Annotated in this window: 21 protein-coding genes; 4 read left to right on the forward strand and 17 right to left on the reverse strand. The window is 64.7% G+C overall.

Features of this window, described 5'->3' with window-relative positions:
- Window positions 1–94: 94 nt before the first annotated feature.
- A complete protein-coding gene (ppsA, locus tag AC3FKG_RS15170) occupies window positions 95–2,479 on the reverse strand; it encodes a phosphoenolpyruvate synthase (protein WP_483708235.1) in 2,385 nt (794 codons plus the stop codon).
- Between the two features lie 291 nt (window positions 2,480–2,770).
- Between ppsA and ppsR the strand changes: the two genes are divergently transcribed.
- Window positions 2,771–3,676 (forward strand): posphoenolpyruvate synthetase regulatory kinase/phosphorylase PpsR, encoded by a 906-nt coding sequence (gene ppsR / locus AC3FKG_RS15175; RefSeq protein WP_483708237.1) that lies wholly within the window; start codon window positions 2,771–2,773, stop codon window positions 3,674–3,676.
- A 12-nt stretch (window positions 3,677–3,688) separates the two neighbouring features.
- On the opposite strand, the gene AC3FKG_RS15180 is transcribed toward ppsR, so the two are convergent.
- The 16 genes from AC3FKG_RS15180 to rpsB all read right to left on the reverse strand — a co-directional run bounded on the left by AC3FKG_RS15180 (window position 3,689) and on the right by rpsB (window position 19,843).
- Window positions 3,689–4,474, reverse strand: a complete 786-nt coding sequence (locus AC3FKG_RS15180; protein WP_483708238.1) for a TrmH family RNA methyltransferase — start codon at window positions 4,472–4,474, stop codon at window positions 3,689–3,691.
- Between the two features lie 28 nt (window positions 4,475–4,502).
- On the reverse strand, window positions 4,503–5,159 hold the full coding sequence (gene rnhB, locus AC3FKG_RS15185; protein WP_483708239.1) for a ribonuclease HII: 657 nt from the start codon (window positions 5,157–5,159) through the stop codon (window positions 4,503–4,505).
- Window positions 5,159–6,367 (reverse strand): lipid-A-disaccharide synthase, encoded by a 1,209-nt coding sequence (lpxB, locus tag AC3FKG_RS15190; RefSeq protein ID WP_488743449.1) that lies wholly within the window; start codon window positions 6,365–6,367, stop codon window positions 5,159–5,161. The genes rnhB and lpxB overlap by 1 nt, the downstream gene beginning before the upstream one ends.
- Window positions 6,368–6,379: 12 nt before the next feature.
- The gene (gene lpxA / locus AC3FKG_RS15195; RefSeq protein ID WP_483708240.1) at window positions 6,380–7,183 is read right to left on the reverse strand and encodes an acyl-ACP--UDP-N-acetylglucosamine O-acyltransferase; all 804 of its coding nucleotides are present in this window, start codon (window positions 7,181–7,183) and stop codon (window positions 6,380–6,382) included.
- A 108-nt stretch (window positions 7,184–7,291) separates the two neighbouring features.
- A complete protein-coding gene (gene fabZ / locus AC3FKG_RS15200; RefSeq protein ID WP_483708241.1) occupies window positions 7,292–7,744 on the reverse strand; it encodes a 3-hydroxyacyl-ACP dehydratase FabZ in 453 nt (150 codons plus the stop codon).
- A 15-nt stretch (window positions 7,745–7,759) separates the two neighbouring features.
- Complete coding sequence (lpxD, locus tag AC3FKG_RS15205; protein WP_483708242.1) at window positions 7,760–8,848, reverse strand: UDP-3-O-(3-hydroxymyristoyl)glucosamine N-acyltransferase; 1,089 nt, start codon at window positions 8,846–8,848, stop codon at window positions 7,760–7,762.
- Between the two features lie 32 nt (window positions 8,849–8,880).
- Window positions 8,881–9,408 carry an OmpH/Skp family outer membrane protein gene (locus tag AC3FKG_RS15210; protein WP_483708244.1) on the reverse strand — a complete coding sequence of 176 codons (528 nt, stop codon included), beginning with the start codon at window positions 9,406–9,408 and terminating at the stop codon, window positions 8,881–8,883.
- Window positions 9,409–9,429: 21 nt separating this feature from the next.
- Window positions 9,430–11,784, reverse strand: a complete 2,355-nt coding sequence (gene bamA, locus AC3FKG_RS15215; protein ID WP_483708245.1) for an outer membrane protein assembly factor BamA — start codon at window positions 11,782–11,784, stop codon at window positions 9,430–9,432.
- 98 nt (window positions 11,785–11,882) lie between these two features.
- A complete protein-coding gene (gene rseP / locus AC3FKG_RS15220; RefSeq protein ID WP_488743450.1) occupies window positions 11,883–13,274 on the reverse strand; it encodes an RIP metalloprotease RseP in 1,392 nt (463 codons plus the stop codon).
- 120 nt (window positions 13,275–13,394) lie between these two features.
- Entirely contained in the window at window positions 13,395–14,582 is a 1,188-nt protein-coding gene (gene ispC, locus AC3FKG_RS15225) for a 1-deoxy-D-xylulose-5-phosphate reductoisomerase (RefSeq protein ID WP_488743451.1), read from the reverse strand.
- 17 nt (window positions 14,583–14,599) lie between these two features.
- Window positions 14,600–15,421 (reverse strand): phosphatidate cytidylyltransferase, encoded by an 822-nt coding sequence (locus AC3FKG_RS15230; RefSeq protein ID WP_483708248.1) that lies wholly within the window; start codon window positions 15,419–15,421, stop codon window positions 14,600–14,602.
- A 39-nt stretch (window positions 15,422–15,460) separates the two neighbouring features.
- Complete coding sequence (gene uppS / locus AC3FKG_RS15235) at window positions 15,461–16,231, reverse strand: undecaprenyl pyrophosphate synthase (RefSeq protein ID WP_483711495.1); 771 nt, start codon at window positions 16,229–16,231, stop codon at window positions 15,461–15,463.
- A gap of 48 nt (window positions 16,232–16,279) precedes the next feature.
- Entirely contained in the window at window positions 16,280–16,840 is a 561-nt protein-coding gene (frr, locus tag AC3FKG_RS15240) for a ribosome recycling factor (protein ID WP_483708249.1), read from the reverse strand.
- A 106-nt stretch (window positions 16,841–16,946) separates the two neighbouring features.
- Entirely contained in the window at window positions 16,947–17,657 is a 711-nt protein-coding gene (gene pyrH / locus AC3FKG_RS15245; protein ID WP_483708250.1) for a UMP kinase, read from the reverse strand.
- A 267-nt stretch (window positions 17,658–17,924) separates the two neighbouring features.
- Window positions 17,925–18,803, reverse strand: coding sequence for a translation elongation factor Ts (gene tsf / locus AC3FKG_RS15250; RefSeq protein WP_483708251.1), 879 nt, complete (start codon window positions 18,801–18,803; stop codon window positions 17,925–17,927).
- A gap of 296 nt (window positions 18,804–19,099) precedes the next feature.
- A complete protein-coding gene (rpsB, locus tag AC3FKG_RS15255; protein WP_483708252.1) occupies window positions 19,100–19,843 on the reverse strand; it encodes a 30S ribosomal protein S2 in 744 nt (247 codons plus the stop codon).
- Between the two features lie 253 nt (window positions 19,844–20,096).
- Between rpsB and map the strand changes: the two genes are divergently transcribed.
- The 3 genes from map (at window position 20,097) to AC3FKG_RS15270 (ending at window position 25,628) form a co-directional block, all read left to right on the forward strand.
- Window positions 20,097–21,005, forward strand: coding sequence for a type I methionyl aminopeptidase (gene map, locus AC3FKG_RS15260; RefSeq protein ID WP_488743452.1), 909 nt, complete (start codon window positions 20,097–20,099; stop codon window positions 21,003–21,005).
- A 76-nt stretch (window positions 21,006–21,081) separates the two neighbouring features.
- Entirely contained in the window at window positions 21,082–23,664 is a 2,583-nt protein-coding gene (locus AC3FKG_RS15265) for a [protein-PII] uridylyltransferase (RefSeq protein ID WP_483708254.1), read from the forward strand.
- 23 nt (window positions 23,665–23,687) lie between these two features.
- The gene (locus AC3FKG_RS15270) at window positions 23,688–25,628 is read left to right on the forward strand and encodes a pseudouridine synthase (protein ID WP_488743453.1); all 1,941 of its coding nucleotides are present in this window, start codon (window positions 23,688–23,690) and stop codon (window positions 25,626–25,628) included.
- Window positions 25,629–25,666 lie beyond the last annotated feature (38 nt).

The raw sequence follows: 25,666 nt of genomic DNA on the forward strand, positions 1-25,666 counted from the left end.
CGTCTGCGGGGGTTCTTTTCACACCTGCCGCAGGGCCGGTGCCAACCGGCGCATCGTAGCGCCGGCAGTTGTCGTTATTGTGACGCCAAATACATCAGGACGCCAGTTGTTGCCACGTGTCGACGACCGAATCCGGGTTCAGCGAGATCGACTTGATGCCTTCCTTGACCAACCAGGCGGCAAAATCCGGGTGGTCCGAAGGACCCTGGCCGCAGATGCCGACATACTTGTTCTGGCTGAGGCAGGCCTGAATCGCACGCGAAAGCATGAAGCGCACAGCAGGGTCGCGTTCGTCGAAGTCCTTCGCCAGCAGCTCCATGCCGGAGTCGCGGTCCAGGCCCAGGGTCAGCTGGGTCAGATCGTTCGAACCGATCGAGAAACCATCGAAATGCTCCAGGAACTGCTCGGCCAGGATGGCGTTAGACGGCACTTCGCACATCATGATGACGCGCAGACCATTCTCGCCACGCTTCAAGCCATGCTTGGCCAGCAGGCCGATGACCTTCTCGGCCTGGCCCAGCGTACGGACGAACGGCACCATGATCTCGACGTTGGTCAGGCCCATTTCGTCGCGCACGCGCTTCATGGCCTTGCATTCCATCTCGAAGGCTTCGGCGAAGTCTTCGGCGATGTAGCGCGACGCACCACGGAAGCCCAGCATCGGGTTTTCTTCGTCCGGCTCGTAGCGCGAGCCACCGATCAGCTTCTTGTACTCGTTGGACTTGAAGTCCGACAGGCGCACGATGACCGGCTTGGGATAGAACGCGGCACCGATCGTCGCGATACCTTCTGCCAGCTTGTCGACGTAGAACGCGCGCGGGCTGGCATGGCCGCGGGCCACGCTTTCCACTGCCTTCTTCAGGTCGGCATCGACTTGCGGGTAGTCGAGGATGGCCTTCGGGTGCACGCCGATGTTGTTGTTGATGATGAACTCGAGGCGAGCCAGGCCCACACCGGAATTCGGGATCTGCGCGAAGTCGAAGGCCAGTTGCGGGTTGCCCACGTTCATCGTCAGCTTGACGGCGATCTCCGGCATTTCACCGCGCTGCACTTCCGTGACTTCGGTTTCGAGCAGGCCGTCGTAGATGCGGCCTTCGTCGCCCTCGGCGCACGACACGGTGACCAGCGTGCCGTCCTTCAGCACGTCGGTGGCGTCGCCGCAGCCGACCACGGCCGGCACGCCCAGTTCACGGGCGATGATGGCCGCGTGGCAGGTACGGCCGCCACGGTTGGTGACGATCGCCGAGGCGCGCTTCATCACCGGCTCCCAGTTCGGGTCGGTCATGTCGGCCACCAGCACGTCGCCGGGCTGCACGCGCTCCATCTCGGCCGGGTCGTTGATGACGCGCACCGGGCCGGTACCGATCTTCTGGCCAATGGCGCGGCCGCTGGTCAGGATCGGGGCGGTGCCCTTCAGCTTGAAGCGCTGCTCGGCCTTGCCGGCCGACTGGCTCTTCACGGTTTCCGGGCGGGCCTGCAGGATGTAGATCTTGCCGTCCTTGCCGTCCTTGCCCCACTCGATATCCATCGGGCGGCCATAGTGCTTCTCGATGATCACGGCGTACTTGGCCAGCTCCGACACGTCGGCGTCGGTGATCGAGTAGCGGTTGCGCAGTTCGGCGGGAACGTCAACGGTCTTCACGCGGCCGGCTTCGCCCGGCTTGGTGAATTCCATCTTGATCAGCTTGGAGCCGATCGAGCGGCGGATGATCGGGTACTTGCCAGCCTGCAGCGTCGGCTTGAAGACGTAGAACTCGTCCGGGTTCACGGCGCCCTGCACCACCGTTTCGCCCAGGCCATAGCTGGAGGTGATGAAGACCACGTCGGGGAAGCCCGATTCGGTGTCGATGGTGAACATCACGCCCGACGAAGCCAGGTCCGAACGGACCATGCGCTGCACGCCTGCCGACAGTGCGACCACGTCATGCGCAAAGCCCTTGTGCACCCGGTACGAAATGGCACGGTCGTTGTACAGCGACGCAAACACGTGCTTGATCTTGTCCAGCACGTCGTCGATGCCGCTGACGTTCAGGTAGGACTCCTGCTGGCCGGCGAAGGAAGCGTCCGGCAGGTCTTCGGCCGTAGCGGAAGAACGCACGGCGAACGATGCCTCGGCACCTTCGCGCTCGGCGGCACGGGCGTAGAACTCGCGGACTTCCTGCTCCAGGCGCGGCTGGAACGGTGCCTCGACGACCCAGTTGCGGATCTCGGCGCCGGCTTCGGCCAGGGCCTTGACGTCATCGACGTTCAGGGTCTTCAGGCGATCGGAAATGCGCTGGGTCAGGTTGTTGTGAGCGAGGAAGTCGCGAAACGCCAGCGCGGTGGTGGCAAAACCACCGGGGACACGGACGCCGGCTTCGGCCAGCTGGGAGATCATCTCGCCCAGCGACGAATTCTTGCCGCCAACCGTTTCCACATCCGACATGCGCAACTGCTCGAACGGCTGCACGTAGGCGCCGTTATTTGCCTGGTTAGTCATGAAAGCCTCAAAACAAAGTAAGAAATCTGGCGCGACTGTCCGGTATGTTCTTGTTGTTCTGTTCCCGGAGCTCTGTTCATAAACAGATCGCTTGGCTAAACAACCCCGCATACATCAGGGGAATTGTGTTTTGTGGCTCTCGTCTCGCAGCGCACATTGTCAACAATTCCAGCCGGGAAGGCCGCACCGGCAAAGGCCCAACGGAATTGCTTAGCGAAAAGATCGCCGCTATTCTACCGTGCTGCGCCGCACTTTTCTGCGGAACATCCAATCTATTTATTCTGCTTGCCCATGTCTGAGCCTGTCGCGCCGGACGGCGCCCAGCCGGCGAATGCCGGTGCCACGCCGCAGTCTCCCCAACCCGTCGCGAGCGACCGCCCCGCCACCCGCACGGTATTCATCGTCTCGGACGGCACCGGCATTACTGCCGAAACGTTCAGCCACTCGATCCTGGCACAGTTCGAGATGCGCTTCCGCAAGGTGCGCATGCCGTTCGTCGATACTCCGGAAAAGGCACATATTGCCGTCGGGAAAATCAACGAAGCGTTCTACGCTGAAGGTGCTCCGCCGATCGTCTTCACCACGCTCGTCAATCAGGAAGCGAACAAGGCACTGCGACGCGCCAAGGCGATGATCCTGGACATGTTCCAGACCTTCATCGAACCGCTGGAAAAGGAACTCGGGCTCAAGTCGACGCACGCGATCGGCCGCTTTCACCAGAACGCGGATACCGAGGCCTACAAGAACCGCATCGAGGCCATCAATTTCTCGCTCGCCCATGATGACGGCCAGTCACACAAGAACTTGCAGGAGGCCGACGTCATCCTCGTCGGCGTTTCGCGCAGCGGCAAGACGCCGACCAGCCTTTACCTGGCCATGCAGTACGGCCTGAAGGCGGCGAACTATCCGCTGATTCCCGACGACTTCGAGCGCGGCAAGCTGCCCAAGGCCCTGTACGACTACAAGAGCAAGATCTTCGGCCTTTCCATCGACCCGCAGCGTCTCACGGAAATCCGCAACGAGCGCCGTCCCGGCAGCAAGTACGCCGCCGTGGAAAACTGCCGCTACGAGGTGAACGAGGCCGAGGCGATGATGCGCCGCGAGGGCATCAAGTGGCTATCATCGACGCACAAGTCGATCGAGGAAATTGCCACGACCATCCTGCAGGAAATCAAGGTCGATCGCGACAACTACTGAACGTCGCGGCGCCTATGGCGCCGTGCGCCGCTGCCGCACTGCCTCGAACAGGCAGATCGCGGTCGCGGCCCCCACGTTCAGCGATTCCAGGCCGCCGGGCTGCGGAATGCCGACGGTGCGCGCCACGCGCTCCATCCATGCCGCGCTGACGCCTGCGCCTTCGTTGCCCACGATCCATGCGACCGGCTGGCGCAAGTCGGTATCAAACACCGCCGCATCGGCATGCGATGACGTCGCCAGCAGTGGCACGGCCAGCCGCGGCGCCAGCATGTCGATGGTGCAGTGCTCGACGATGTTCAGGTGGAAGTTGGCGCCCATGCCGGCGCGCAGCGTCTTGATTGACCACGCGAACGCGCAGCCGGTGCCCAGGAACGCGTGACGGATACCCGCCGCGGCCGCGCTACGCAATATCGACCCGACATTGCCGGCATCCTGCAAGCCATCGAGGATAATGCAGTCTTCCTCGATCCGCGCCGGCAAATGTCCCGGCGGGGTTTCGATCACCAGCATCAGGTCGATGCCATTGGCTACGCCGCTGACCTGCACGAACAGCGCGTCGGCCAGTACGACGACGCGCTGGCTATCGATCTGTGACAGCAAGGGTGCCACTTCCGCATGATCGTAGTGGCGCTCCGACACCACGCAGCTTACCGGTTGCCCCAGCGCCCCGACATAGGCCTGCGCAAGGTGCACGCCATCGAGCAGCGACTGCCCGGCCTTGCGGCGCTGGTGCGTCGATGTGGCGAGCGCCTTGAGATGTTTGAACAGCGCGTTGTCGCGCGAAGTGACGTGCTTCACAGGTTGATTCTCGATGCGCGCGCTGCGCTCAAAAGGCTGCCGGGCCGCGGGCCAATGCCTCGCGCACGGGTGCGAACGACCGCCGATGGTGCGGCGAAGCGCCGAATTGCGCAAGGGCCGCCAGATGCTGCGGCGTCGGGTAGCCCGAGTGGGCGTCGAAGCCGTACTGCGGATAAGCGTCATGCAAGACCAGCAGCTCCCGGTCCCTTGCAACCTTCGCCAGGATGGACGCCGCCGAGATAGCCTTGACCAAGGCATCGCCCTTGACGATCGCCTCGACCGGAAACGGTACCTGCGGGCAGCGGTTGCCATCTACCTGGACCAGGTCCGGCGTAATGCCCTTCTCAGCCAGTCCCTGCACTGCACGCTGCATGGCGAGCATGGATGCATGCAGGATGTTGATGGTATCGATCTCTTCCACAGTGGCGAAGGCGATATGCCAGCCCAGCGCGCGTTCGCAGATCTTGTCGTAAAGCTCCTCGCGCTTTTTCGCGGTGAGAATCTTCGAATCCGCGAGCCCGCGAAGCATCGGCCTGGCCGGATCGAACACCACGGCCGCGGCGTACACCGGCCCGGCGAGCGGGCCCCGACCTGCCTCATCGACACCGCACAGGAACCGGACGCTCGCCGCGACCGGTGCCAGGTCGAGTCCCATTTGCGGAGACGGCGAATCGCGGCGCGCCATCAAGCCAGCCCTCGCGCGCGCACGAGGTCAACGACCACGTCAGCGGCAATCTGCGCGGTATTGCATTTGAGCGTTTCGTGCATGCGCGTGAAGTGTTCGTACAGGAAGGCGATATTGCCCTGGTCGTTGAGCTGCAGCAGCGTCTCGCGCGCCAGCGCTTCGGGCGTGGCATCGTCCTGCAGCAGCTCGGGCACGACAAAGCGACCTGACAGGATATTCGGCAGGCCGACGTAGGGCAGGTAGCCCTGCCGCTTCATGATCTGCGCGGTCAGCCAGGGCACCTTGTACGAGATCACCATCGGCTTCTTGTACAGCGCCGCTTCCAGCGTCGCGGTGCCGCTGGCCAGCAGCACCACATCCGCGGATTCCATGGCCAGGTGCGAATTGCCATCGACAATCGTCAGGCGCAGCTCCGGATACTGCAGGTGCAGGCTCTCCACGATGGCGCGCAACGGCGCGCTCGCGGCCGGAAGCACGAACGCCAGGTTCGGGTCCATGCGCTGCATCTGCGCCATGGCGGCAAAGAACGTGGCGCCGAGATTGCGTACCTCGGACTGCCGGCTGCCCGGCAGCACCGCCACCACGCGATGGCCCGCGGGCAGGCCCAGCGCCGCGCGCGCGCCCGCGACATCGGGCACCATCGGAATGACGTCGGCCAGCGGATGGCCTACATAGGTGGCCGGAATGCCGGCCTTGGCATAGATCTCGGGCTCGAACGGAAACAGGCAGAGGATGTGGTCGACCGCGCGCGCGATGGTGCGGATGCGCCCGCCCCGCCAGGCCCAGATCGATGGGCTGACGAAATGGACCACCGGAATCCCCGCGCGCCGCAGCGGCACCTCGAGCCCGAAATTGAAGTCCGGCGCATCGACGCCAATAAAGCAGACCGGCGGATTGGCCAGCAGCGAATCACGGATGGCGCGGCGCGTGGCCAGGATCTCGCGCAGCGAACCCAGGACCTCGACGTAGCCATTGACCGACAGTGTCTCCATCGGCCAATGTGAAACAAATCCCTCCGCCATCATGCGCTTGCCGCCGATGCCGGCATAGCTGACCGTATCGCCCAGCCGGGCCTTGAGTCCGCCCAGCATCAACGATGCCAGCAGGTCGCCGGAGGCTTCGCCGGCCACCATGGCAATGGTGCCGCGCTGGCTTGCGTTGCTTGCAGTACCGTCAGGCGAGCTGCCCCGAATCGCGACGTCGACCATGTCCGGCCAGTCTCAGCGTACGATGCCGCGCTGGGTAGCGGCAATGAAGTCCAGGAACGCGCGCAGGGGCTCTGCGGTGCTCGCATCGGCTTGCGCCAGCAGGGCGCCAATTTCATTGCGGGCGTCGTCGAAGCTGAGATCCGACTTGTAGAGCAGCTTGTAAGCCTGGCGCAGCGCGGCGATCTGCCCAGCATCAAAGCCGCGGCGGCGCAGGCCTTCCACGTTGACGCCGTGCGGCGTGGCCTTGTTGCCGCTCTTGTCGCTGGCCGCGATCACGAACGGCGGCACGTCCTGCACCAGGGCGGAAGCACCGCCCAGCATGGCATGGGCGCCGATGCGCACGAACTGGTGCACGCCGCTCATGCCGCCGAGGATTGCCCAGTCGCCCACTTCCACGTGGCCGGCGATCTGTGCGTTGCTGGAGAACACCGTGTGGTTGCCCACCGAGCAGTCATGCGCGATGTGCACGTAGGCCATGATCCAGTTGTCGCTGCCGATCGTGGTCACGCCGCGATCCTGCACCGTGCCGGTGTGGATCGTGGTGAATTCGCGGATGGTGTTGCGATCGCCGATATCGAGCCGGGTCGGCTCGTTGCGATACTTCATGTCCTGCGGCACACCGCCCACCGAAGCGTACGGGCCAATCTTGTTGCCTTCGCCGATCGTGGTATGGCCTTCGACCGTCGAGTGCGCGCCGATCTGGGTGCCGCTGCCGATCCGCACATTCGGCCCGACAATGGAAAACGGGCCAACGGTCACGTCGGCCGCAAGTTCTGCTTTCGGGTCGACCAGTGCGGTGGGATGGATTTGCGTCATACGTCCTGTCCTGTTGGTCTGGTGTCTGGGGGCGTGGCTGGGCCGCCCCGGCCCAGGCGTGGCGGCAGGTAGCCGCCGTGCCCGCGGCGCTGCCGCGGGCATGTGGACTCAGGCGTCAGCCTGCTTGACGGTGCACATCAGCTCCGCCTCGCACGCTACCTTTTCGTCCACCGTGGCAAATGCCTTGAACTTCCAGATGCCGCGGATATAGCGCTCCACGGTCACATTCATATGCAGCTGGTCGCCCGGGTAGACGACCTGCTTGAAGCGCGCGCCGTCGATGCCGACGAAGTAGTACAGCGCGCCTTCCTTGCGCTCCATGTCGGCGCCGAAGGTCAGCAGGCCGGCCGATTGGGCCAGCGCTTCCAGGATCATCACGCCCGGCATGACCGGCTGGCCGGGGAAATGTCCCTGGAAAAACGGCTCGTTGATGGTGACGTTCTTCAGCGTCTTGATACGCTTCTGCGGTTCGAACTCGAGCACGCGGTCCACCAGCAGCATCGGGTAGCGATGGGGCAGCAGCTTGAGGATCTTGCGAATGTCGATTTCGGCGGCGGTCATGATCTTTCTCTTGTCTTAGTCTTGTGAGGTTTGGGTCCCGGCGGACTGGCCGCGCAGGCGGCGCTCCAGCTGCATGACGCGTTCGCGCAGCTTGGTCAGGCCGCGCACGATCGCGGCGTTGCGCTCCCATTCGCCATGCGGCAGGAACGGAAACACGCTGGTGAAATGGCCGCCGGGCTTGGTAATGGATTTGGTGATCGAGGTCCCGCCCGACACCGTGGTGCGTTCGGCGATGGTCAGGTGTCCCGAGAAATTCGCGGCACCGCCGATCACGCAGAACCGTCCGATGCGCGTGCTGCCCGACACCGCCGCGCAGCCCGCAATCACCGTATGGGCGCCAACCCGCACGTTGTGCGCGATCTGGACCTGGTTGTCGATCTTGCAGCCGTCTTCGATCACGGTATCGGCCATCGCGCCACGGTCGATGGCGGTATTCGCGCCAACTTCGATATCGTTGCCGAGTATTGCCCGGCCCGTCTGCGGAATCTTCACGTACTCGACGCCGGTGGGACCAATGTCCGGCGCAAAGCCGAAACCGTCGGCACCGATCACGACCCCGCTGTGCAGGATCGCGCGCGCGCCCACCACGCAATCGTGGTAGACGGACACATTGGCGTAGATCAGCGAATCGTCGCCGATCTCCGCATTGGCGCCGACGAAGCAGTTGGCCAGGATACGCACGCGCTCGCCGATGCGCGCGCCCGATTCAATCACCACGTTCGGCCCGATGAAGCACGAAGCCGGAACGGCAACCCCCGGGGCAACGCTGGCGCGCGGGTCGATGCCCGTGCGCGTGTCGCGGTTGGCCCGGTCGAAGCGCTGCGCAATCCAGGCGAAGCAGGCGTACGGATTGCGCGCCACCAGCCAGTTGCGGCCGTCGGCCGCCCCTTGCGCACGGATGCGCTCCAGATCCGGCGCCGACACGATCACGGCACTGGCGTTGGAAGCCAGCGCCTGCGACAGGTAGAGCGGATTGGAGAGAAACGAGAGCTCGCCGGGACCGGCCTGGTCCAGCGGAGCCAGGCCAATGATCGCGAGGTCGGGATCACCCACAACCTGCGCGCCGTTCTCGGTGGCGAGCTGCCCCAGTGTGGGTGTCTGCATGGCGGTACTTCCTGAAAAAAACGGCCAGTGGCTTACTTGCCGCCGGCGTTCAGCGCCTTCATCACATCGTCGGTGATGTCGATGCGCGGGTTCACGTACACGGCTTCCTGCACGATCAGGTCGTACTTGCGCTGCTCGGCAAGCGAACGGATCACGCGGTTGGCGCGCTCGAGCACCTGTGCCAGTTCCTCATTGCGGCGCTGGTTCAGGTCCTCGCGGAATTCGCGCTGCTTGCGCTGGAACTCGCGGTCCAGGTCCGCGACTTCACGCTGGCGGCGCTGACGATCGGAGTCGGCCAGCACGGCCGTGTCCTTGTCCAGCTTGTCAGCCATGCCCTTGATCTTCTGGGCCATGTCCTGCAGCTCGCGGTCGCGCTTGGAGAACTCCTGCTCCAGCTTGACTTGCGCGGCCTTGGCCGGCTGCGAATCGCGCAGGATGCGCTCGGAATTCACGGCAGCAATGCGGGCTTCCTGGGCCATCGCCGGCGCTGCGGCGCACAGCGCCGCAGCAGCCACCGCGGCGGCGCTCAGGGTCTTGACCAATTTGGATTTTGTATTCATGAAACAGATCCTTTTACAGAATCAGAACGCAGTGCCGATCTGGAACTGGAAGCGTTGAACCTTGTCGGTCTCGTCCTTCTTCAGCGGGAAGCCCATGCTGATCTTCAGCGGGCCGATCGGCGACAGCCACGACATGCCGAAACCGGTCGAGTACTTCAGTTCGCTGAACGACAGTGGCGCGCCTTCCTGGTACACGTTACCGAAGTCGAAGAAGGTGAAAAGGCGCAGCGTGCGGTCCACGCCCGAACCCGGCAGCGGGAAGATGAATTCCACGTTACCGATCATCTTGGACGCACCACCCACCGGGTTGCCGTTCTGGTCCTTCGGGCCCAGCGTGCTGGTCTGGTAGCCACGCACCGAGCCGATACCACCGGCGTAGAAGTACTTGTACACCGGGAACGGGGTGTTGCCATAGCCGTGGCCATAAGCAACTTCACCGTTAAGCGCGAGCGTAAAGGCCTTCGAAAGCGGATAGAAATACTGCTGCTGCACGCTGGCACGGTAGTACTGCACGTCGCCGCCCGGAATCCCGACTTCCAGATTGGCCTGGGTGTAAGGGCCCTTGGTCGGCACCAGCGCCGAGTCACGGCGGTCACGCGCCCAGCCGATCGTGAACGGGAAGTTGTTGATCGGCGACGCGGTACCCACGGTCTGGCCGGCCGGAAGCTTGCCGATGTCGTGCAGGAACTTGACATATTGGGCCGGCGTATTCGGCGAGACCGAGATACGGGTCCATTCGTAGCCGATGCCGAAGAACACGGTATCGACTTCCGAGAACGGCACGCCGAACTTGAAGCCGCCACCCGCCGTTTCGATCTTGTAGTCCTGGTCGCCGGTGTAGTACAGCGGACGCGACGTACGGTAGTAGATATCGGTCGAGCGGCTGATGCCATCCACCGTGAAGTACGGGTCGTACTGCGTCAGCGCAATGGTACGGAACGACTTGGCGGTGTTCACGTCCAGGCCCAGGCTGGTACCGGAGCCGAACACGTTGTCCTGCCGCAGGCCGGCCTGCAGCACCAGCTTGTCCGTGGACGAGAAGCCCACGCCCAGGCTGATCTGGCCGGTCGGCTTTTCAGTCACATTGACGTTCACATCGACTTGGTCAGGCGCGCCCGCCACGTCCTCGGTGGTGATGTTCGTGTCGGTGAAGTAGCCGGTGCGGTTGATACGCGCCTGCGACTGCTGGAGCTTCTCGCTGTCGAACCACGAGCTTTCCATCTGGCGCATTTCACGGCGCACCACTTCGTCGCGGGTCTTGCTGTTGCCGACCACATTCACGCGGCGCACGTACACGCGGCGGCCCGGATCGACCATCAGCGTCAGCGCGACTTCACGCTTTTCCTGATCGATCTGCGGCTGCGGGTTGATCGTCGTGAACGCGTAGCCATAGGTGCCGAGCAGGTCCGTAATGGACTTGGTGCTGGCCGTCAGCTTTTCGGAAGAGAAAATATCGCCCTTCTTCAGCTGCAGCAGCTTTTCCATTTCCTCCTGCTTGCCGAGCAGTTCGCCGGCCAGGCGGATATCGGACACCTTGTACTGCTCGCCTTCCTTGATGTTCAGCGTCAGGTAGATGTCTTTCTTGTCCGGCGTGATCGACACCTGGGTCGACTCGATGGCGAACTCCAGGTAACCGCGGTTCAGGTAGTACGAACGCAGTGCTTCCAGGTCAGCCGTGAGCTTCTGCTTGGAGTAGAGGTCGTTCTTGGTGTACCAGGACAGCCAGTTCGGCGTGGACAGCTGCATCTCGTCACGCAGCGTGCCTTCCTTGAAGGCCTTGTTGCCGACGATATTGATCTGCTTGATCTTGGCGACCGGGCCTTCTTCCACGTTGAACACGACCGACACGCGGTTGCGGTCCACCGGCGTAATCGTGGTCTGCACGTCGGCCGCGTAATAGCCGCGGGCCACGTACTGGCGCTTCAGTTCCTGCTCGGCCTTGTCGATCAGGGCCTTGTCGTAGTAACGCGCTTCGGCGACACCCACGGCGCGCAGCGAGCGGCGCAGCGTGTCCTTGTCGAATTCCTTGATGCCGACGAATTCGAGCTGCGAAATAGCCGGGCGCTCTTCCACCTGCACGACCAGCACGCCGTCTTCGGCGCGGATCTGCACGTCCTTGAAGAAGCCCGTGTTATACAGGGCGCGGATGGCGTCGGCGCCCTTGTCGTCGGTGAACGTCTCACCGACGCGGACGGGAAGGTAGCCAAAGACCGTACCGGGTTCCACGCGTTGCAGACCCTCAACGCGGATGTCCTTCACGACAAACGGATCGGCGGCCCAGCCTGCCGGGCTCCAGGCTGCAATAATGGCACTCGCTAGCAAGCCCAGCGAGATGCGCTTATGTCTGATCAATCTTGATCCCCTCTTTGATTCCATCCAGGATTGCGCTCCGATGCTTCGTGGGACTGCGCCTGTCAAAGCGTCCCGGGCGATGGTGTCGGCAACACGACCGCCCTGCTTGCCGTGACCTGTTTCTAGCCATTGGCCAGGAACATCCGGCTGACGTCATTGAACAAAGCGAGCGAAGTCAGGAGCAAGATGCAGGCGATGCCTACCTTCTGCAGCATTGCCTGCCAGTGGTCTGGGACGGGCCTGCCAGTCAAAAATTCCACGCAATAATACAGCAAATGCCCCCCATCCAGAACCGGAATAGGTAACAAATTCAGCACGCCGAGGCTGACGCTGACCAGCGCCAGGAAGCTGACAAAGGCCTGTACGCCGAGGTGAGCGGCACGTCCGGCGTAGTCCGCCACGGTCAGCGGGCCGCTCAGGTTCTGCAGCGAGGCCTGCCCGATCAGCATCTTGCCGAGCAGCTTGAGCGACAGGACGCTGGTGCTCCAGACCTGGCCGGTGGCGCGGGACAGCGCCAGTACCGGCCCATAGCGCACGGTTTCCATCTGCACCGCCTGGGTAAGCGCCGCGCCCAGCTTGCCAGAAGGGGCTGCCCCATGGGCGTCGCCTTCGCGGGGTGGCGTGCTGTCTAGCGTTACCGGAACATCGAGGCGCCGGCCGCCGCGTTCGATGCCCAGCGCCACGCGCTGGCCCGGCTGCGCGCGCACTGCCTTGATCAGTTCAGCGGCCTGCGTGAGAGATGTGCCCTGCCATGCCACGACCCGATCGCCCGGTTTCAGCCCGGCCCGTTCCGCCGCGGAACCGGGCAGGACTTCCGTGATCGTCACGGGGCCACCTTTCAGCGCCAGGCCCATCATGGCAAGCGGATCCTGATCAGGATTGCTGCCGGTGCTCGGCAGCCGGGCCAGCGTCAGGTCGCGCTCGCCGCCGTCGGCGCCGCGCACGCGCAGCACGGCGCGCGCGTCACCGAAGCCTTCGGCAAATACCGCCATGCGCAGCTCGTTCCACGAACGGATGGCTTCTTTACTCCCGTTGGCCTCCAATGACAGCACCCGGTCGCCTTCGCGCACGCCGGCCAGGGCCGCCACCGTGCCGCTCGCTGGAGCTGTGAGGATGGGTGCCGGCTCGCGCATCCCGCCTGTAAAGAGTGCGAAGTACAGTACAATCGCCAGCACGAAATTGGCCAGCGGTCCCGCCGCGACAATGACAAAGCGCTTGCCCACCGGCTGCCGGTTGAAGGCGCGTGGCAGCTCGGCCGGGTCGATGGCCGCATCGTGCTCGGGGTCCCGTTCGCGCTCGTCCAGCATCTTGACGTAGCCGCCCAGCGGGATCGCCGCGACAGTCCATTCCGTGCGGTCCCTTCCCTTGGAGGTCCAGCGCAGCAGCGGCCGGCCGAAGCCGATCGAGAACCGCAGCACCTTGACTCCGCAAGCGCGCGCGGCAAGGTAGTGGCCCATCTCGTGCACGAAGATCAGCACGCAGAGGGCGACGACAAAGGCGATTACGGTTTGCATGGCAGGGTCGTCAGGAAAGTTGGCCGGGCTGGCGATGGCCAGGCCGCATGACGGTCGCACCTGTCAGGAGCGCGCGCCATCGCAGCATTGCCATTGTCGCAGATGCCACTGGCCACGCTGTCAGCGCGGCGCGCTGATTGTTAGCTCCTGTAGACACGCACGTGCAGCGTGCCGCGCCTTCTGGTCGGCATCGAGCACGCATTCAAGCGAATCGGCGGCGTGGTTGGGTGTACTTTCCAGCACGTTGCCGACGATCCGTGCGATGTCGGTAAAGCGGACGCCACCCTGCAGGAATGCGTCCACAGCCACTTCGTTGGCCGCATTCAGCACCGCCGGCGCCACACCGCCCGCGCGCAGCGCGTCGAAGGCCAGTGCCAGGCAGGGAAACCGCGCCAGGTCCGGCCTTTCGAAATTAAGCGCGCCGGCCAGAGTCAGGTCCAGCGCGGAAACCCCCGCATCGATCCGCTCGGGATAGGCCAGGCCATAGGCGATCGGCGTGCGCATATCCGGATTCCCCAACTGCGCCAGCACCGAACCGTCGCGATAGGCGACCATCGAATGCACGATGCTCTGCGGGTGAATCAGCACTTCAATATGCTCGGCCGGCGCCGCGAACAGCCAGTGGGCTTCGATGACCTCCAGCCCCTTGTTCATCATGGTGGCCGAATCTACCGATATCTTGCGTCCCATGACCCAGTTGGGGTGGGCGCAGGCCTGGTCCGGCGTGATGTCATGCAGCGTGGAGGGGTCGCGCGTACGGAACGGACCGCCGGACGCCGTCAGCACGACCTTTGCCACACCGGCGCGATAGCGCTGATCGTTCGCCGGCAGGCACTGGAAGATGGCGTTGTGTTCGCTGTCGATCGGCAGCAGCGTGGCGCCGTGCTCGCGCACCGCATCCATGAAGATGCGCCCGGACATGACCAGCGCTTCCTTGTTGGCCAGCAGTACGCGTTTGCCGGCGCGCGCAGCCGCCAGCGTGGGGCGCAGCCCCGCCGCGCCGACGATCGCGGCCATGACCGAGTCGGTCTGCGCATCGCTCGCGACCGACTCCAGCGCGGCCTCGCCGTGGCTGACTTCGGTCGTGACCCCGGCGGCGCGCAGCAGCGCTTCCAGCTCCCGAGCGGCTTCCGGCGTGCCCACGACGGCGCGGGCGGGCCTGAACTCGATGCAGCTCGCCGCCAGCTTCTGCACCTGCCGGTGCGCGGTCAGGGCATGTACTGCATACCGGCCGGCGTGGCGCCGCACCACGTCGAGCGTGCTTTCGCCGATCGAGCCGGTTGCGCCGAGGATGGTAATTCGATGCATATCAGGACAGAACGGCTTCAGAAATAGGTCACCATCAGGGCCGCCAGCGGAAACACCGGCACCAGGGCATCAATGCGATCCAGCACGCCGCCATGGCCCGGCAACAGCCGGCTGCTGTCCTTCATGCCGACCTGCCGCTTGAGCAGCGATTCGAACAAGTCGCCGATGATACTGGCCGCAACCAGGAGCGTGGTCAAGAGCGCCACCAGCACCAGCCCGCCATGGTCGGCCATGACAGAGAACCAGGTCGGGGCAAACGCATGCGTCGCCGCCAGGCTCAGGCCGATCAGCATCGCCAGCAGCCAGCCGCCGATGGCGCCTTCCCAGGACTTGCCCGGGCTGATGGATGGCGCCAGCTTGCGCCGGCCGATGGCCTTGCCGACGAAATAGGCGCCAATGTCGGCGGCCCACACCAGCACCGCCGCCGTCAGCAGCACGCCGATGCCGGCGCCACGCAGGATCATCGTTGCGTGCCCGAAGGCGGGCAGCATGATCAGGCCGAGAATGGCGCCCAGAAGTGTGAAGCTGGCTGTTGCCGAGCGTACGCCGCGCGCGAGAAGCACCAGCGCAACGCCCCAGCAGACCACGGCTGCCTGCAGCAGCCAGACCAGGCCCTGGCGGGACGGGACATCATGCCAGGCGATCAGGGCCAGCAGGCAGGCCACCGCATAGACGTAAGGCCAGGCGCCGCGCAGGCCGATAAGCCGCCCGAACTCCCAGCCGCCGAGCAGCACGATCACCGCGACCAGGCCGGCCAGCGCCGAAGGCGGCGCCAGGAACAGGATCGGCAGAATCAGCAGCAACAGGCACAGGGCGGTGATGACGCGGGTGAGAAGCATGCGCTGCTAGTCCCGTGGAAAGGTGGATCGGCCTGCCGCTCAGGCAGTGCCGGACAGCCCCGGCGCAACCAGCTGCGCGCTGGTGCGGCCAAAGCGGCGTTCACGCTGGCGGTACGAGGCGAAGGCCTTGTCGAGCTCGGCGGCGTCGAAGTCCGGCCAGTAGACGTCGGTGAAATACAGCTCGGAATAGGCCAGCTGCCACAACAGGAAATTACTGATGCGCTGCTCGCCCCCGGTCCGGATAAACAGGTCCGGCTCCGGCGCGTAGGACATCACCAGGTGCGGCGCCAGCACCGACTCGTCGATCGACTCGGGATCGAGCATGGGCGAGCGGGCCAGCATCTTGCGCATGGCCTGCAGCAGGTCCCAGCGACCGCCGTAGTTGGCGGCGATGGTCACGGTCAGGCCGCTGTTGTCCGCCGTGCGCGCCTCGGCATCCCGGATCAACTGCTGGATGCGCGGACTGAAGCGGCTCAGATCCCCGACCACACGCACGCGGATATTGTTCGCGTGCATCTTGACCACTTCGCGGCGCAGAGCCGTCATGAACAGGCGCATCAGGAACGAGACCTCGTCCGCAGGGCGGCGCCAGTTCTCCGAGCTGAACGCAAACAAGGTCAGGAATTTCACGCCGCGAGCGGCGCTGGCTTCCACCACGGCGCGCACGGCATCGAGTCCGCGACTGTGACCGGCCACGCGCGGCAGATGGCGTTGCGTCGCCCAGCGGCCGTTGCCATCCATGATGATGGCAACGTGGCGGGGCACATAAGTGGTGTCAGGGACGGCGAGCGTAGAACTGATGTGCTGCATGGTGGCAAACGACACTGAAGACTCCGGCGACAAGGCGCGGGGCAGTCCTCAGACCGTCATGATCTCCTTCTCTTTTTCGGCGACCAGCTTGTCGATTTCGGCAACGAACTTGTCGGTCAGCTTCTGCACATCGTCCTGGCCGCGGCGCTCGTCGTCCTCGGAGATGGTCTTGTCCTTCACCAGCTTCTTGAACTGCTCGTTGGCGTCACGGCGCAGGTTGCGCACCGCTACCTTGGCGCCCTCGGCCTCACCCTTGACGACCTTCGTCAGCTCCTTGCGGCGCTCTTCGGTCAGAGCCGGCATCGGCACGCGGATGACCTCGCCCATGGTGGCCGGGTTCAGGCCCAGGTCGCAGTCGCGGATGGCCTTCTCGATCGCGCCAACCATCTTCTTTTCCCAGGGCTGGACGGTAATGGTGCGGGCATCGCCCAGGCCGACGTTCGCGACCTGGCTGATCGGTACCATCGAACCGTAGTAGTCCACCTGTACGTGGTCGAGCAGGCCGGTGTGGGCACGGCCGGTGCGGACTTTAGCCAGATCGGCCTTGAAGGCCTCGATCGACTTCTGCATCTTCTGCTCGACGCTCTTCTTGGTTTCGGCGACGCTCATCATTACCTCCGGAAATCAGCTACCAGAATCCCGGCATCCCGGGATCGAAAATGAATCATTCTACTCTTTGCCGGGCCGCGCACCAGATTTCGCGCCCGGACCGCCTTCAGACGTGGACCAGCGTACCTTCGTCCTCGCCCAGGATCACGCGCTTGAGCGCGCCCGGCTTGACGATCGAGAACACCTTGATCGGCAGCTTCTGGTCGCGGCACAGCGCGAAAGCCGTGGCGTCCATGACCTGCAGGTTGCGCGAGATAGCCTCGTCGAACGTAATCGTGGTGTAGCGCGTGGCGCTCGGGTCCTTCTTGGGGTCGGCCGTGTACACACCGTCCACCTTGGTGGCCTTGAGTACGATCTCGGCGCCGATCTCCGCCCCGCGCAGCGCCGAAGCGGTGTCGGTGGTGAAGAACGGGTTGCCGGTGCCTGCGGCGAAGATCACCACCTTGCCCTCTTCGAGCTGGCGGATGGCGCGCGGACGGATGTAAGGCTCGACCACCTGGTCCATGCGCAGCGCGGACTGGACGCGCCCTTCGATATTGGCGTGGCGCATGGCGTCCTGCAGGGCCAGCGCGTTCATCATGGTGGCCAGCATGCCCATGTAGTCCGCGGTGGCGCGATCCATGCCGGCCGCACCACCGGCGACGCCGCGGAAGATATTGCCACCGCCGATCACGACCGCGACCTGGACGCCGAGCTTCACGATCTCGGCAATGTCATTGACCATCCCTTCGATGGTGGCGCGGTTGATGCCGAAGGCATCGTCGCCCATGAGGGCTTCACCGGAGAGTTTCAGTAGGACGCGCTTGTAGGCTGGCATGTTCACCCTCGGACAGGAGCAAGTCGCTCGATTTGAGACGTATAGTTTTGATACACCCGTGCGGCAGGCCGCGCGAATGCCGGATTGAACCGGTTTTCGAGGTCACCCGCGACGGGCGGATGACCCCGGAAACTGGCTGTTGCGGTGCACACAAGGAGACCGCGTGCTGCTGCTTCGATCCTACTTACACAGAGGGGCACCTCGCGGCGCCCCTTCGGCATTATAGGCGGCGGGCCAACCCGGAAGGGTGGCACCCCGCCCCGGACATCAGCCCTTCTGTGCAGCGGCCACCTGGGCGGCCACTTCGGCAGCGAAGTCGTCCTGCTTCTTCTCGATGCCTTCGCCCACCACGTACAGGGTGAAGCCCTTCACGGTCGTGTTGACAGCCTTGAGCATCTGCTCGACGGTCTGCTTGTCGTTCTTCACGAACGGCTGGTTGAACAGCGACACTTCCTTCAGGTACTTCTGGACCGAACCTTCCACCATCTTGGCGGCGATTTCGGCCGGCTTGCCCGACTCGGCAGCCTTCTGCTCGGCAATGCTGCGCTCCTTGGCGATCAGCTCGGCAGGAACCTGCTCAGCCGACAGCGACACCGGCTTCATGGCGGCCACGTGCATGGCGACGTCCTTGGCGGCAGCTTCGTCGCCATCGAACTCGACCATCACGCCGATACGGGTGCCGTGCAGGTACGAAACCAGCTTGCCGCCGTTGGCGTAGCGCACGAAGCGGCGGATCGTCAGGTTCTCGCCGATCTTGCCGATCAGGGCGGTACGGGTGGCTTCGACGCTCACGCCATCGATTTCCAGCGCCGACAGCGCGGCCACGTCGGCCGGGTTCTGCTTGGCGATCAGCTCGGCGACCTTGGCCGAGAAAGCCAGGAAGTCGTCGTTCTTGGAGACGAAATCGGTCTCGCAGTTCAATTCGACCAGCACGCCGGTGGTGCCGTCGATGAACGAGGCGACCACGCCTTCGGCGGTCACGCGCGATGCGGCCTTGCTGGCCTTGTTGCCCAGCTTGACGCGCAGCAGCTCTTCAGCCTTGTTCAGGTCGCCGTCGGCCTCGGTCAGGGCCTTCTTGCATTCCATCATCGGCGCGTCGGTCTTCGCGCGCAGTTCAGCCACCATGCTTGCGGTAATTGCCGCCATTTGTCACTCCTTGAATGGTTCGCGCCGGGTGCCCCAGTTTCCTGTCTGGCAACCGGCCGGGGTGTACAGCCTCACCCGCGGCAGAGCTTGCCTGCGGCGGATGACAACAATCCAGATACTGCAAATTTAAAAAAAGGGGGCGCCGGATGTGCCCCCTTTTCTTCTTGTCGCCGTGCCGAGGCCGGTATTCACCGGCTCCGCGCAACGCCCCGTACCTTTTGCCAGGTCCGGTGGCCGATGCATTGAGATCGTTCCGTGGCGATGCGCGTGATCGGGGTCCTCTCGGCAGCCGGCTATCAGCCTTCCTGCACTTCGACGAAGTCGTCACCGCCGCGAGCGGCTTCGACAACTTCCTGAACGGCGTTGGCACGGCCTTCCAGGATCGCGTCAGCCACGCCGCGCACGTACAGGGCCACGGCCTTGGACGAGTCGTCGTTGCCCGGGATCACGTAGTCGATGCCTTCCGGCGAGTGGTTGGTATCGACCACGCCGATCACGGGGATGCCCAGCTTCTTGGCTTCGGTCACGGCAATCTTGTGGTAGCCGACGTCCACCACGAAGATGGCGTCAGGCACGCCGCCCATTTCCTTGATGCCGCCGATCGACTTTTCGAGCTTGATCATTTCGCGCTCGAACATCAGCGCTTCCTTCTTGCTCATGGTTTCCAGCGCGCCGGCTTCCTTGGCGGCTTCCATGTCCTTCAGGCGCTTGATCGAGGTCTTGACCGTCTTGAAGTTGGTCAGCATGCCGCCGAGCCAGCGGGCGTCGACGTAGGGCATGCCGGCGCGGCCAGCTTCTTCAGCCAGGATTTCACGCGACTGGCGCTTGGTACCCACGAACATGACGGTGCCGCGATTGGCAGCCAGTTGACGCACATACTTCATTGCGTCCTGGAACATCGGCAACGTCTTTTCGAGGTTGATGATGTGGATCTTGTTGCGGTGACCGAAGATGTAGGGGGCCATCTTCGGGTTCCAGAAGCGGGTCTGGTGGCCGAAGTGGCAACCGGCTTCCAGCATTTCGCGCATGGTAACGGACATGTGATTCTCCAATAGGGTTAGGTCTGAAGTCCGCCCCGACATTCCTGAAAAGGAACACCCCGGATGGGCGGACCAGCGATTTCACGATTTCAAAAACGACCGCAGCGGCAAATGTTGCACCGCAATCAGGCCAGCCCGCTATTCTAGCAATAAATGCCCACACCACTCAAGCGGAGCCGAACGCTGCCGACGGGACGCGGAAAAACGGCCAGGCCCCTCTCATCTGACCCCGATTGCCGGGCGAACCGCTGCGATGGAGTCCCGATGGTGCGATAATCCCACATTCCCTATTCGATTCTGGCGCGGCCCGTGGCCTCGCCTTCACTTTTTCTGGCGAAGCAGCATGAGCATCCACCTGAACACCGCCGAAGACATCGCCCAAATGCGCGTGGCTTGCCGCCTTGCCTCGGAAGTCCTCGATTACATCACGCCGTTCGTCAAGCCCGGCGTGACGACCGGCGAACTCGACCGCCTGTGCCATGCCTATATGCGTGACGTGCAAGGCACCGTGCCGGCGCCTCTGAATTATGCGCCCCCGGGTTACCCGCCCTTCCCTGGCGCGATCTGCACCTCGGTCAATGATGTGATCTGCCACGGCATCCCCGGCGACCGCGTGCTCAAGAGCGGCGACGCGGTCAACCTCGATATCACCGTCATCACCAAGGAAGGCTACTACGGCGATACCAGCCGCATGTTCCTGGTCGGCGAGGCCTCGATCCTGGCCAAGCGGCTCGCGCAGGTGACCTACGAATGCATGTGGAAAGGCATCGCGCAGGTACGCGGCGGCGCGCGCCTGGGCGACATCGGCCATGCCATCCAGGTCCATGCGGAAGCGGCCGGCTACAGCGTGGTGCGTGAGTATTGCGGCCACGGCATCGGCAAGAACTTCCATGAAGATCCGCAGATCCTGCACTACGGCCGTGCCGGCACCGGCGCCGAGATCAAGGCAGGCATGATCTTCACCGTCGAGCCGATGATCAATGCCGGCAAGCGCGATATCCGCACCATGCCCGACCAGTGGACGGTCAAGACACGCGACCGCAGCCTCTCCGCGCAATGGGAACATACCGTGCTGGTGACGGAAACCGGCTACGAGGTGCTGACGGTGTCCGCCGCCACGCCGGCACCACCGGCCTTTATCACGGAGTCGGTCGCGGCCTGAGCCGCAACATGGTTGGGGGCGCCTGACGGGCGCCTTTCTTTTTCCAGCCATGCCCACGAATCTTCCTGCACAGCCCATGGACACCACGCCGGAACTCCTGCTCGCCGCACGCGTTCGCGATCAGCTGAAAGCCGACAAGCAGGCCCTGTTTGCCGACTTCGCCCTGACGGCGCACGTCGGCACACTGATCACGCGCCTGCGCCGTGCCGTTGACGCCGCGCTGGTCGAAGCCTGGCGCGGACTCGACATGCCCGCGGACGCGGCGCTGGTCGCCGTCGGTGGCTACGGCCGCGGGGAACTGTCCCCGTATTCCGATGTGGATGTGCTGCTGTTGCTGTCGTCCGAACCCGACGCCACCACCGCGAGCCGGCTGGAGCGCTTTATCGGCATCTGCTGGGACCTTGGGCTGGAGATCGGCTCCTCGGTCCGCACCGTGGAAGACTGCATCCGTGAAGCCCGCGCGGACATCACCATCCAGACTTCGCTGCTGGAGGCGCGCCTGCTGACGGGCGAGCGCAAGCTGTTCAACGCGATGCGCGTGCAGCACAAGGCCGACCTCGATCCGGCCGACTTCTTCCAGGCCAAGCTGCTGGAAATGCGCCAGCGCCACGCCAAGTACCAGGACACGCCCTACTCGCTCGAACCGAACTGCAAGGAAAGCCCGGGCGGCCTGCGCGACCTGCAGGTGATCCTGTGGATGACCAAGGCCGCCGGCCTGGGCGACAGCTGGAAGGAGCTGTTCGAGAAAGGCCTGCTGACGCAGCGCGAAGCGCAGGAACTGGCCCGCAACGAACGCCTGCTGAAGACCATCCGCGCCCGGCTGCACCTGATTGCGGGACGCCGCCAGGATGTGCTGGTCTTCGACCTGCAGACCGCCCTGGCCGAATCGTTCGGCTACCGCCAGAACGACAACAAGCGCGCCAGCGAGCAGCTCATGCGCCGCTACTACTGGGCGGCCAAGGCGGTGACCCAGCTCAACAGCGTACTGCTGCTCAACATCGAGGCCTTGCTGTTCCCCAGCGAATCGCAGGTGACGCGCGTCATCAACGAGCGCTTCGTCGAGCGCCAGGGCATGCTGGAAATCACCAGCGACAGCCTCTACGAAGACGATCCGCACGCGATCCTGGAAACCTTCCTGCTGTACGAACGCACGCCGGGAATCAAGGGATTGTCGCCGCGCACGCTGCGCGGCCTGTATAACGCGCGCACCGTGATGGATGCGCGCTGGCGCAACGACCCGGAAAACCGCCGCCTGTTCCTCGCCATCCTGCAGGAGCCGCAAGGCATCACCCATGCGCTGCGCCTGATGAACCAGACCAGCGTGCTGGGCCGCTACCTGATCAATTTCAGGCGCATCGTCGGACAGATGCAGCATGACCTGTTCCACGTCTACACCGTGGACCAGCACATCCTGATGGTGGTGCGCAATATGCGCCGCTTCGCGATTGTCGAGCACACGCACGAATTCCCGTTCTGCAGCCAGCTCATGGCGAGCTTCGACAAGCCGTGGGTGCTCTCGGTGGCGGCACTGTTCCACGATATCGCCAAGGGCCGCGGCGGCGACCACTCGAAGCTCGGCACCGTCGATGCACGCCGCTTCTGCAAGCGGCACGGCATTGCGCGCGAAGACGCCGACCTGATCTGCTGGCTCGTGGAGCACCACCTGACGATGAGCCAGGTGGCCCAGAAGCAGGACCTCACCGACCCCGAAGTGGTCCACGCCTTCGCGCGCGTGGTGGGGGACGAACGCTATCTCACCGCACTGTACCTGCTGACCGTCGCCGATATCCGCGGCACCAGCCCCAAGGTGTGGAATGCCTGGAAGGGCAAGCTGATCGAAGACCTGTACCGCATCACGCTGCGCGTGCTGGGCGGCGCCAAGGTCGACCGGCATTCCATCTGGGCGCAGCGCAAGGAAGAAACCGTCTCGCAACTGCGCCTGAACGCATTCGATCCCGAACTGGGCAAGCCGTTGTGGGCCCAGCTCGACGTGGCCTTCTTCCTGCGGCACGATTCCCGCGATATCGCCTGGCTGACGCGCCACCTGTTCAACAAGGTGGACAGTCCGGTGCCGGTGGTGAAGGCCCGGATCTCGCCGGCAGGCGAAGGCCTGCAGGTAGCGGTCTATGTCAAGGACCAGCCCGACCTCTTCGCGCGCATCTGCGGCTACTTCGAGCGCAAGGCGTTCTCGATCCAGGACGCCAAGATCCACACCACCCGCCACGGCTACGCGCTCGACACGTTCCAGGTGACCGACCCTGGCATGGTTGGCGAAGGCGGCAACTACCGCGACATCCTCGCGCTGGTGGAGCACGAGCTGTGCGACCGCCTGCAGCAACAGGCCGCGCTGCCGGAACCCAGCCAGGGCCGGCTGTCGCGCCAGTCGCGCAGCTTCCCGATCAAGCCGCGCGTGGACCTGCGGCCCGACGAGCGCGGCCAGTACTACCTGCTGTCGCTGTCGGCCAATGATCGCACCGGCCTGCTCTACGCGATCGCGCGCGTACTGGCGAAGCATCGCGTGTCCGTGCATACGGCACGCATCAATACCCTTGGCGAACGCGTCGAAGACGTGTTCCTTGTCGACGGCAGCCGTCTTGCCGCCGACAACCGATTGCAGATTCAGCTTGAACAGGACCTGCTCGCCGCGCTGGAAATCTGACCCGGCCGCGCAGCATTGAAGATATGACCGACAGCAATTCGCCGAAGCGCAAGACGCTCGGCATCAAGCCGCCCGAAGACAACGCCGTCCGCAAGCCGGCCGGCAACCGGCCCGTGCGCGTCTCGGACCTGAACCGCAAGCGCGTGCAGGCCGTGGCGGATGGCATCCGGCGCGCACAAGGCGGCGCGAAGCCCGCCAAGGGGACAAAGTCACCGGGCGAACCTGCCACTGGCCGCGCCCCGCGCCAGGGCCGTCCGGCCGATGGCGAGCGGCAGGCACCCCCGCGCCGTTTCAGCGATGACAACCGCCCGCCGCGCCGCGAGGGCAGTGAAGCCCCGCGTCGCTTCGGCAATGACGACGCCCGCCCGCGCCGTTTCAGCGACGACAACCGCCCGCCGCGTCGCGAGGGTGGTGATGCGCCCCGCCGCTTCGGCAATGACGACGCTCGCCCGCGCCGGTTCAGCGATGACAACCGCCCGCCGCGTCGCGAGGGTGGTGATGCGCCCCGCCGCTTCGGCAATGACGATTCGCGCCCGCGCCGGTTCAGCGATGACAACCGCCCGCCGCGTCGCGAGGATGGTGACGCACCGCGCCGCTTCGGCAATGACGATTCGCGCCCGCGCCGGTTCAGCGATGACAACCGCCCGCCGCGCCGTGAAGGCGGTGATGCACCGCGCCGCTTTGGCAATGACGATGTACGCCCGCGCCGGTTCAGCGACGACAACCGCCCACCGCGCCGCGAGGGTGGTGACGCGCCCCGTCGCTTTGGCAATGACGACTCACGACCGCGTCGTTTCAGCGATGACAACCGGCCGCCGCGTCGCGAAGGCGGTGAAGCCCCGCGCCGTTTCGGCAATGACGACGCACGCCCGCGCCGGTTCAGCGACGACAACCGGCCGCCGCGTCGCGAAGGCGGTGAAGCCCCGCGCCGTTTCGGCAATGACGACGCACGCCCGCGCCGTTTCAGCGACGACAACCGCCCGCCGCGCCGCGAAGGCGGTGAAGCCCCGCGCCGTTTCGGCAATGACGACGCACGCCCGCGCCGTTTCAGCGATGACAACCGGCCGCCACGCCCGCGCCGCGAGAGCGATGCGCCGGCGCGCCGCTTCAGCGACACCGCCGACCGCGCGCGGCCGCCTCGCGCCGACAAGCCGTCCCACGCCGACGCCGACGCGCATGAGTCCAGCCACGATGACGGCCTGGTGCGCCTGTCCAAGCGCATGTCCGAACTGGGCCTGTGCTCGCGTCGCGAAGCCGACGAATGGATCCCGCGCGGCTGGGTGCTGGTCGACGGCAAGCCCGTGACCGAACTCGGCTCGCGCGTGCGGGCTGATGCCAGCATCGAGATCCATCAGTCCGCCCGCTCCGAGCAAGGCGAACGCGTCACGGTGCTGCTACACAAGCCGATGGGCTTTGTCTCCGGCCAGGCCGAAGATGGCTACGAGCCCGCCGCCGTGCTCTTCACCGAAGAGAACCAGTGGTCGGAAGACCCAACGCGCAAGCGCTTTGCGCCGTGGCAACGCAAGAGCCTGGCGCCGGCCGGCCGCCTCGATATCGACTCGACCGGCCTGCTGGTCCTGACGCAGGATGGCCGCGTGGCCCGCGCCCTGATCGGCGAGGACTCGAACGTCGAGAAGGAATACCTGGTGCGCGTGCAATGGCACTCGCCCGAAGGCGTGGTCGACCGCAAGGTCAGCGAAGTCTTCCCGGAAGACCAGCTCGAACTGCTGCGCCACGGCCTGTCGCTCGACGGCGTGATCCTCAAACCGGCGAAGGTGAGCTGGCAGAACGAAGAGCAATTGCGCTTCGTGCTGCGTGAAGGCCGCAAACGCCAGATTCGCCGCATGTGCGAACAGGTGGGGCTGGAGGTGGTGGGCCTCAAGCGCGTGCGCATGGGCCGCATCGTGCTGGGCGACCTGCCGCCGGGGCAATGGCGCTTCCTCGGGCCGTTCGAGAAATTCTGAGGTATGGCATCACTGCCGGCGCGCTCGCATCGCCGGCA

This window comes from Cupriavidus sp. 22TCCZM04-2 (assembly GCF_057798895.1).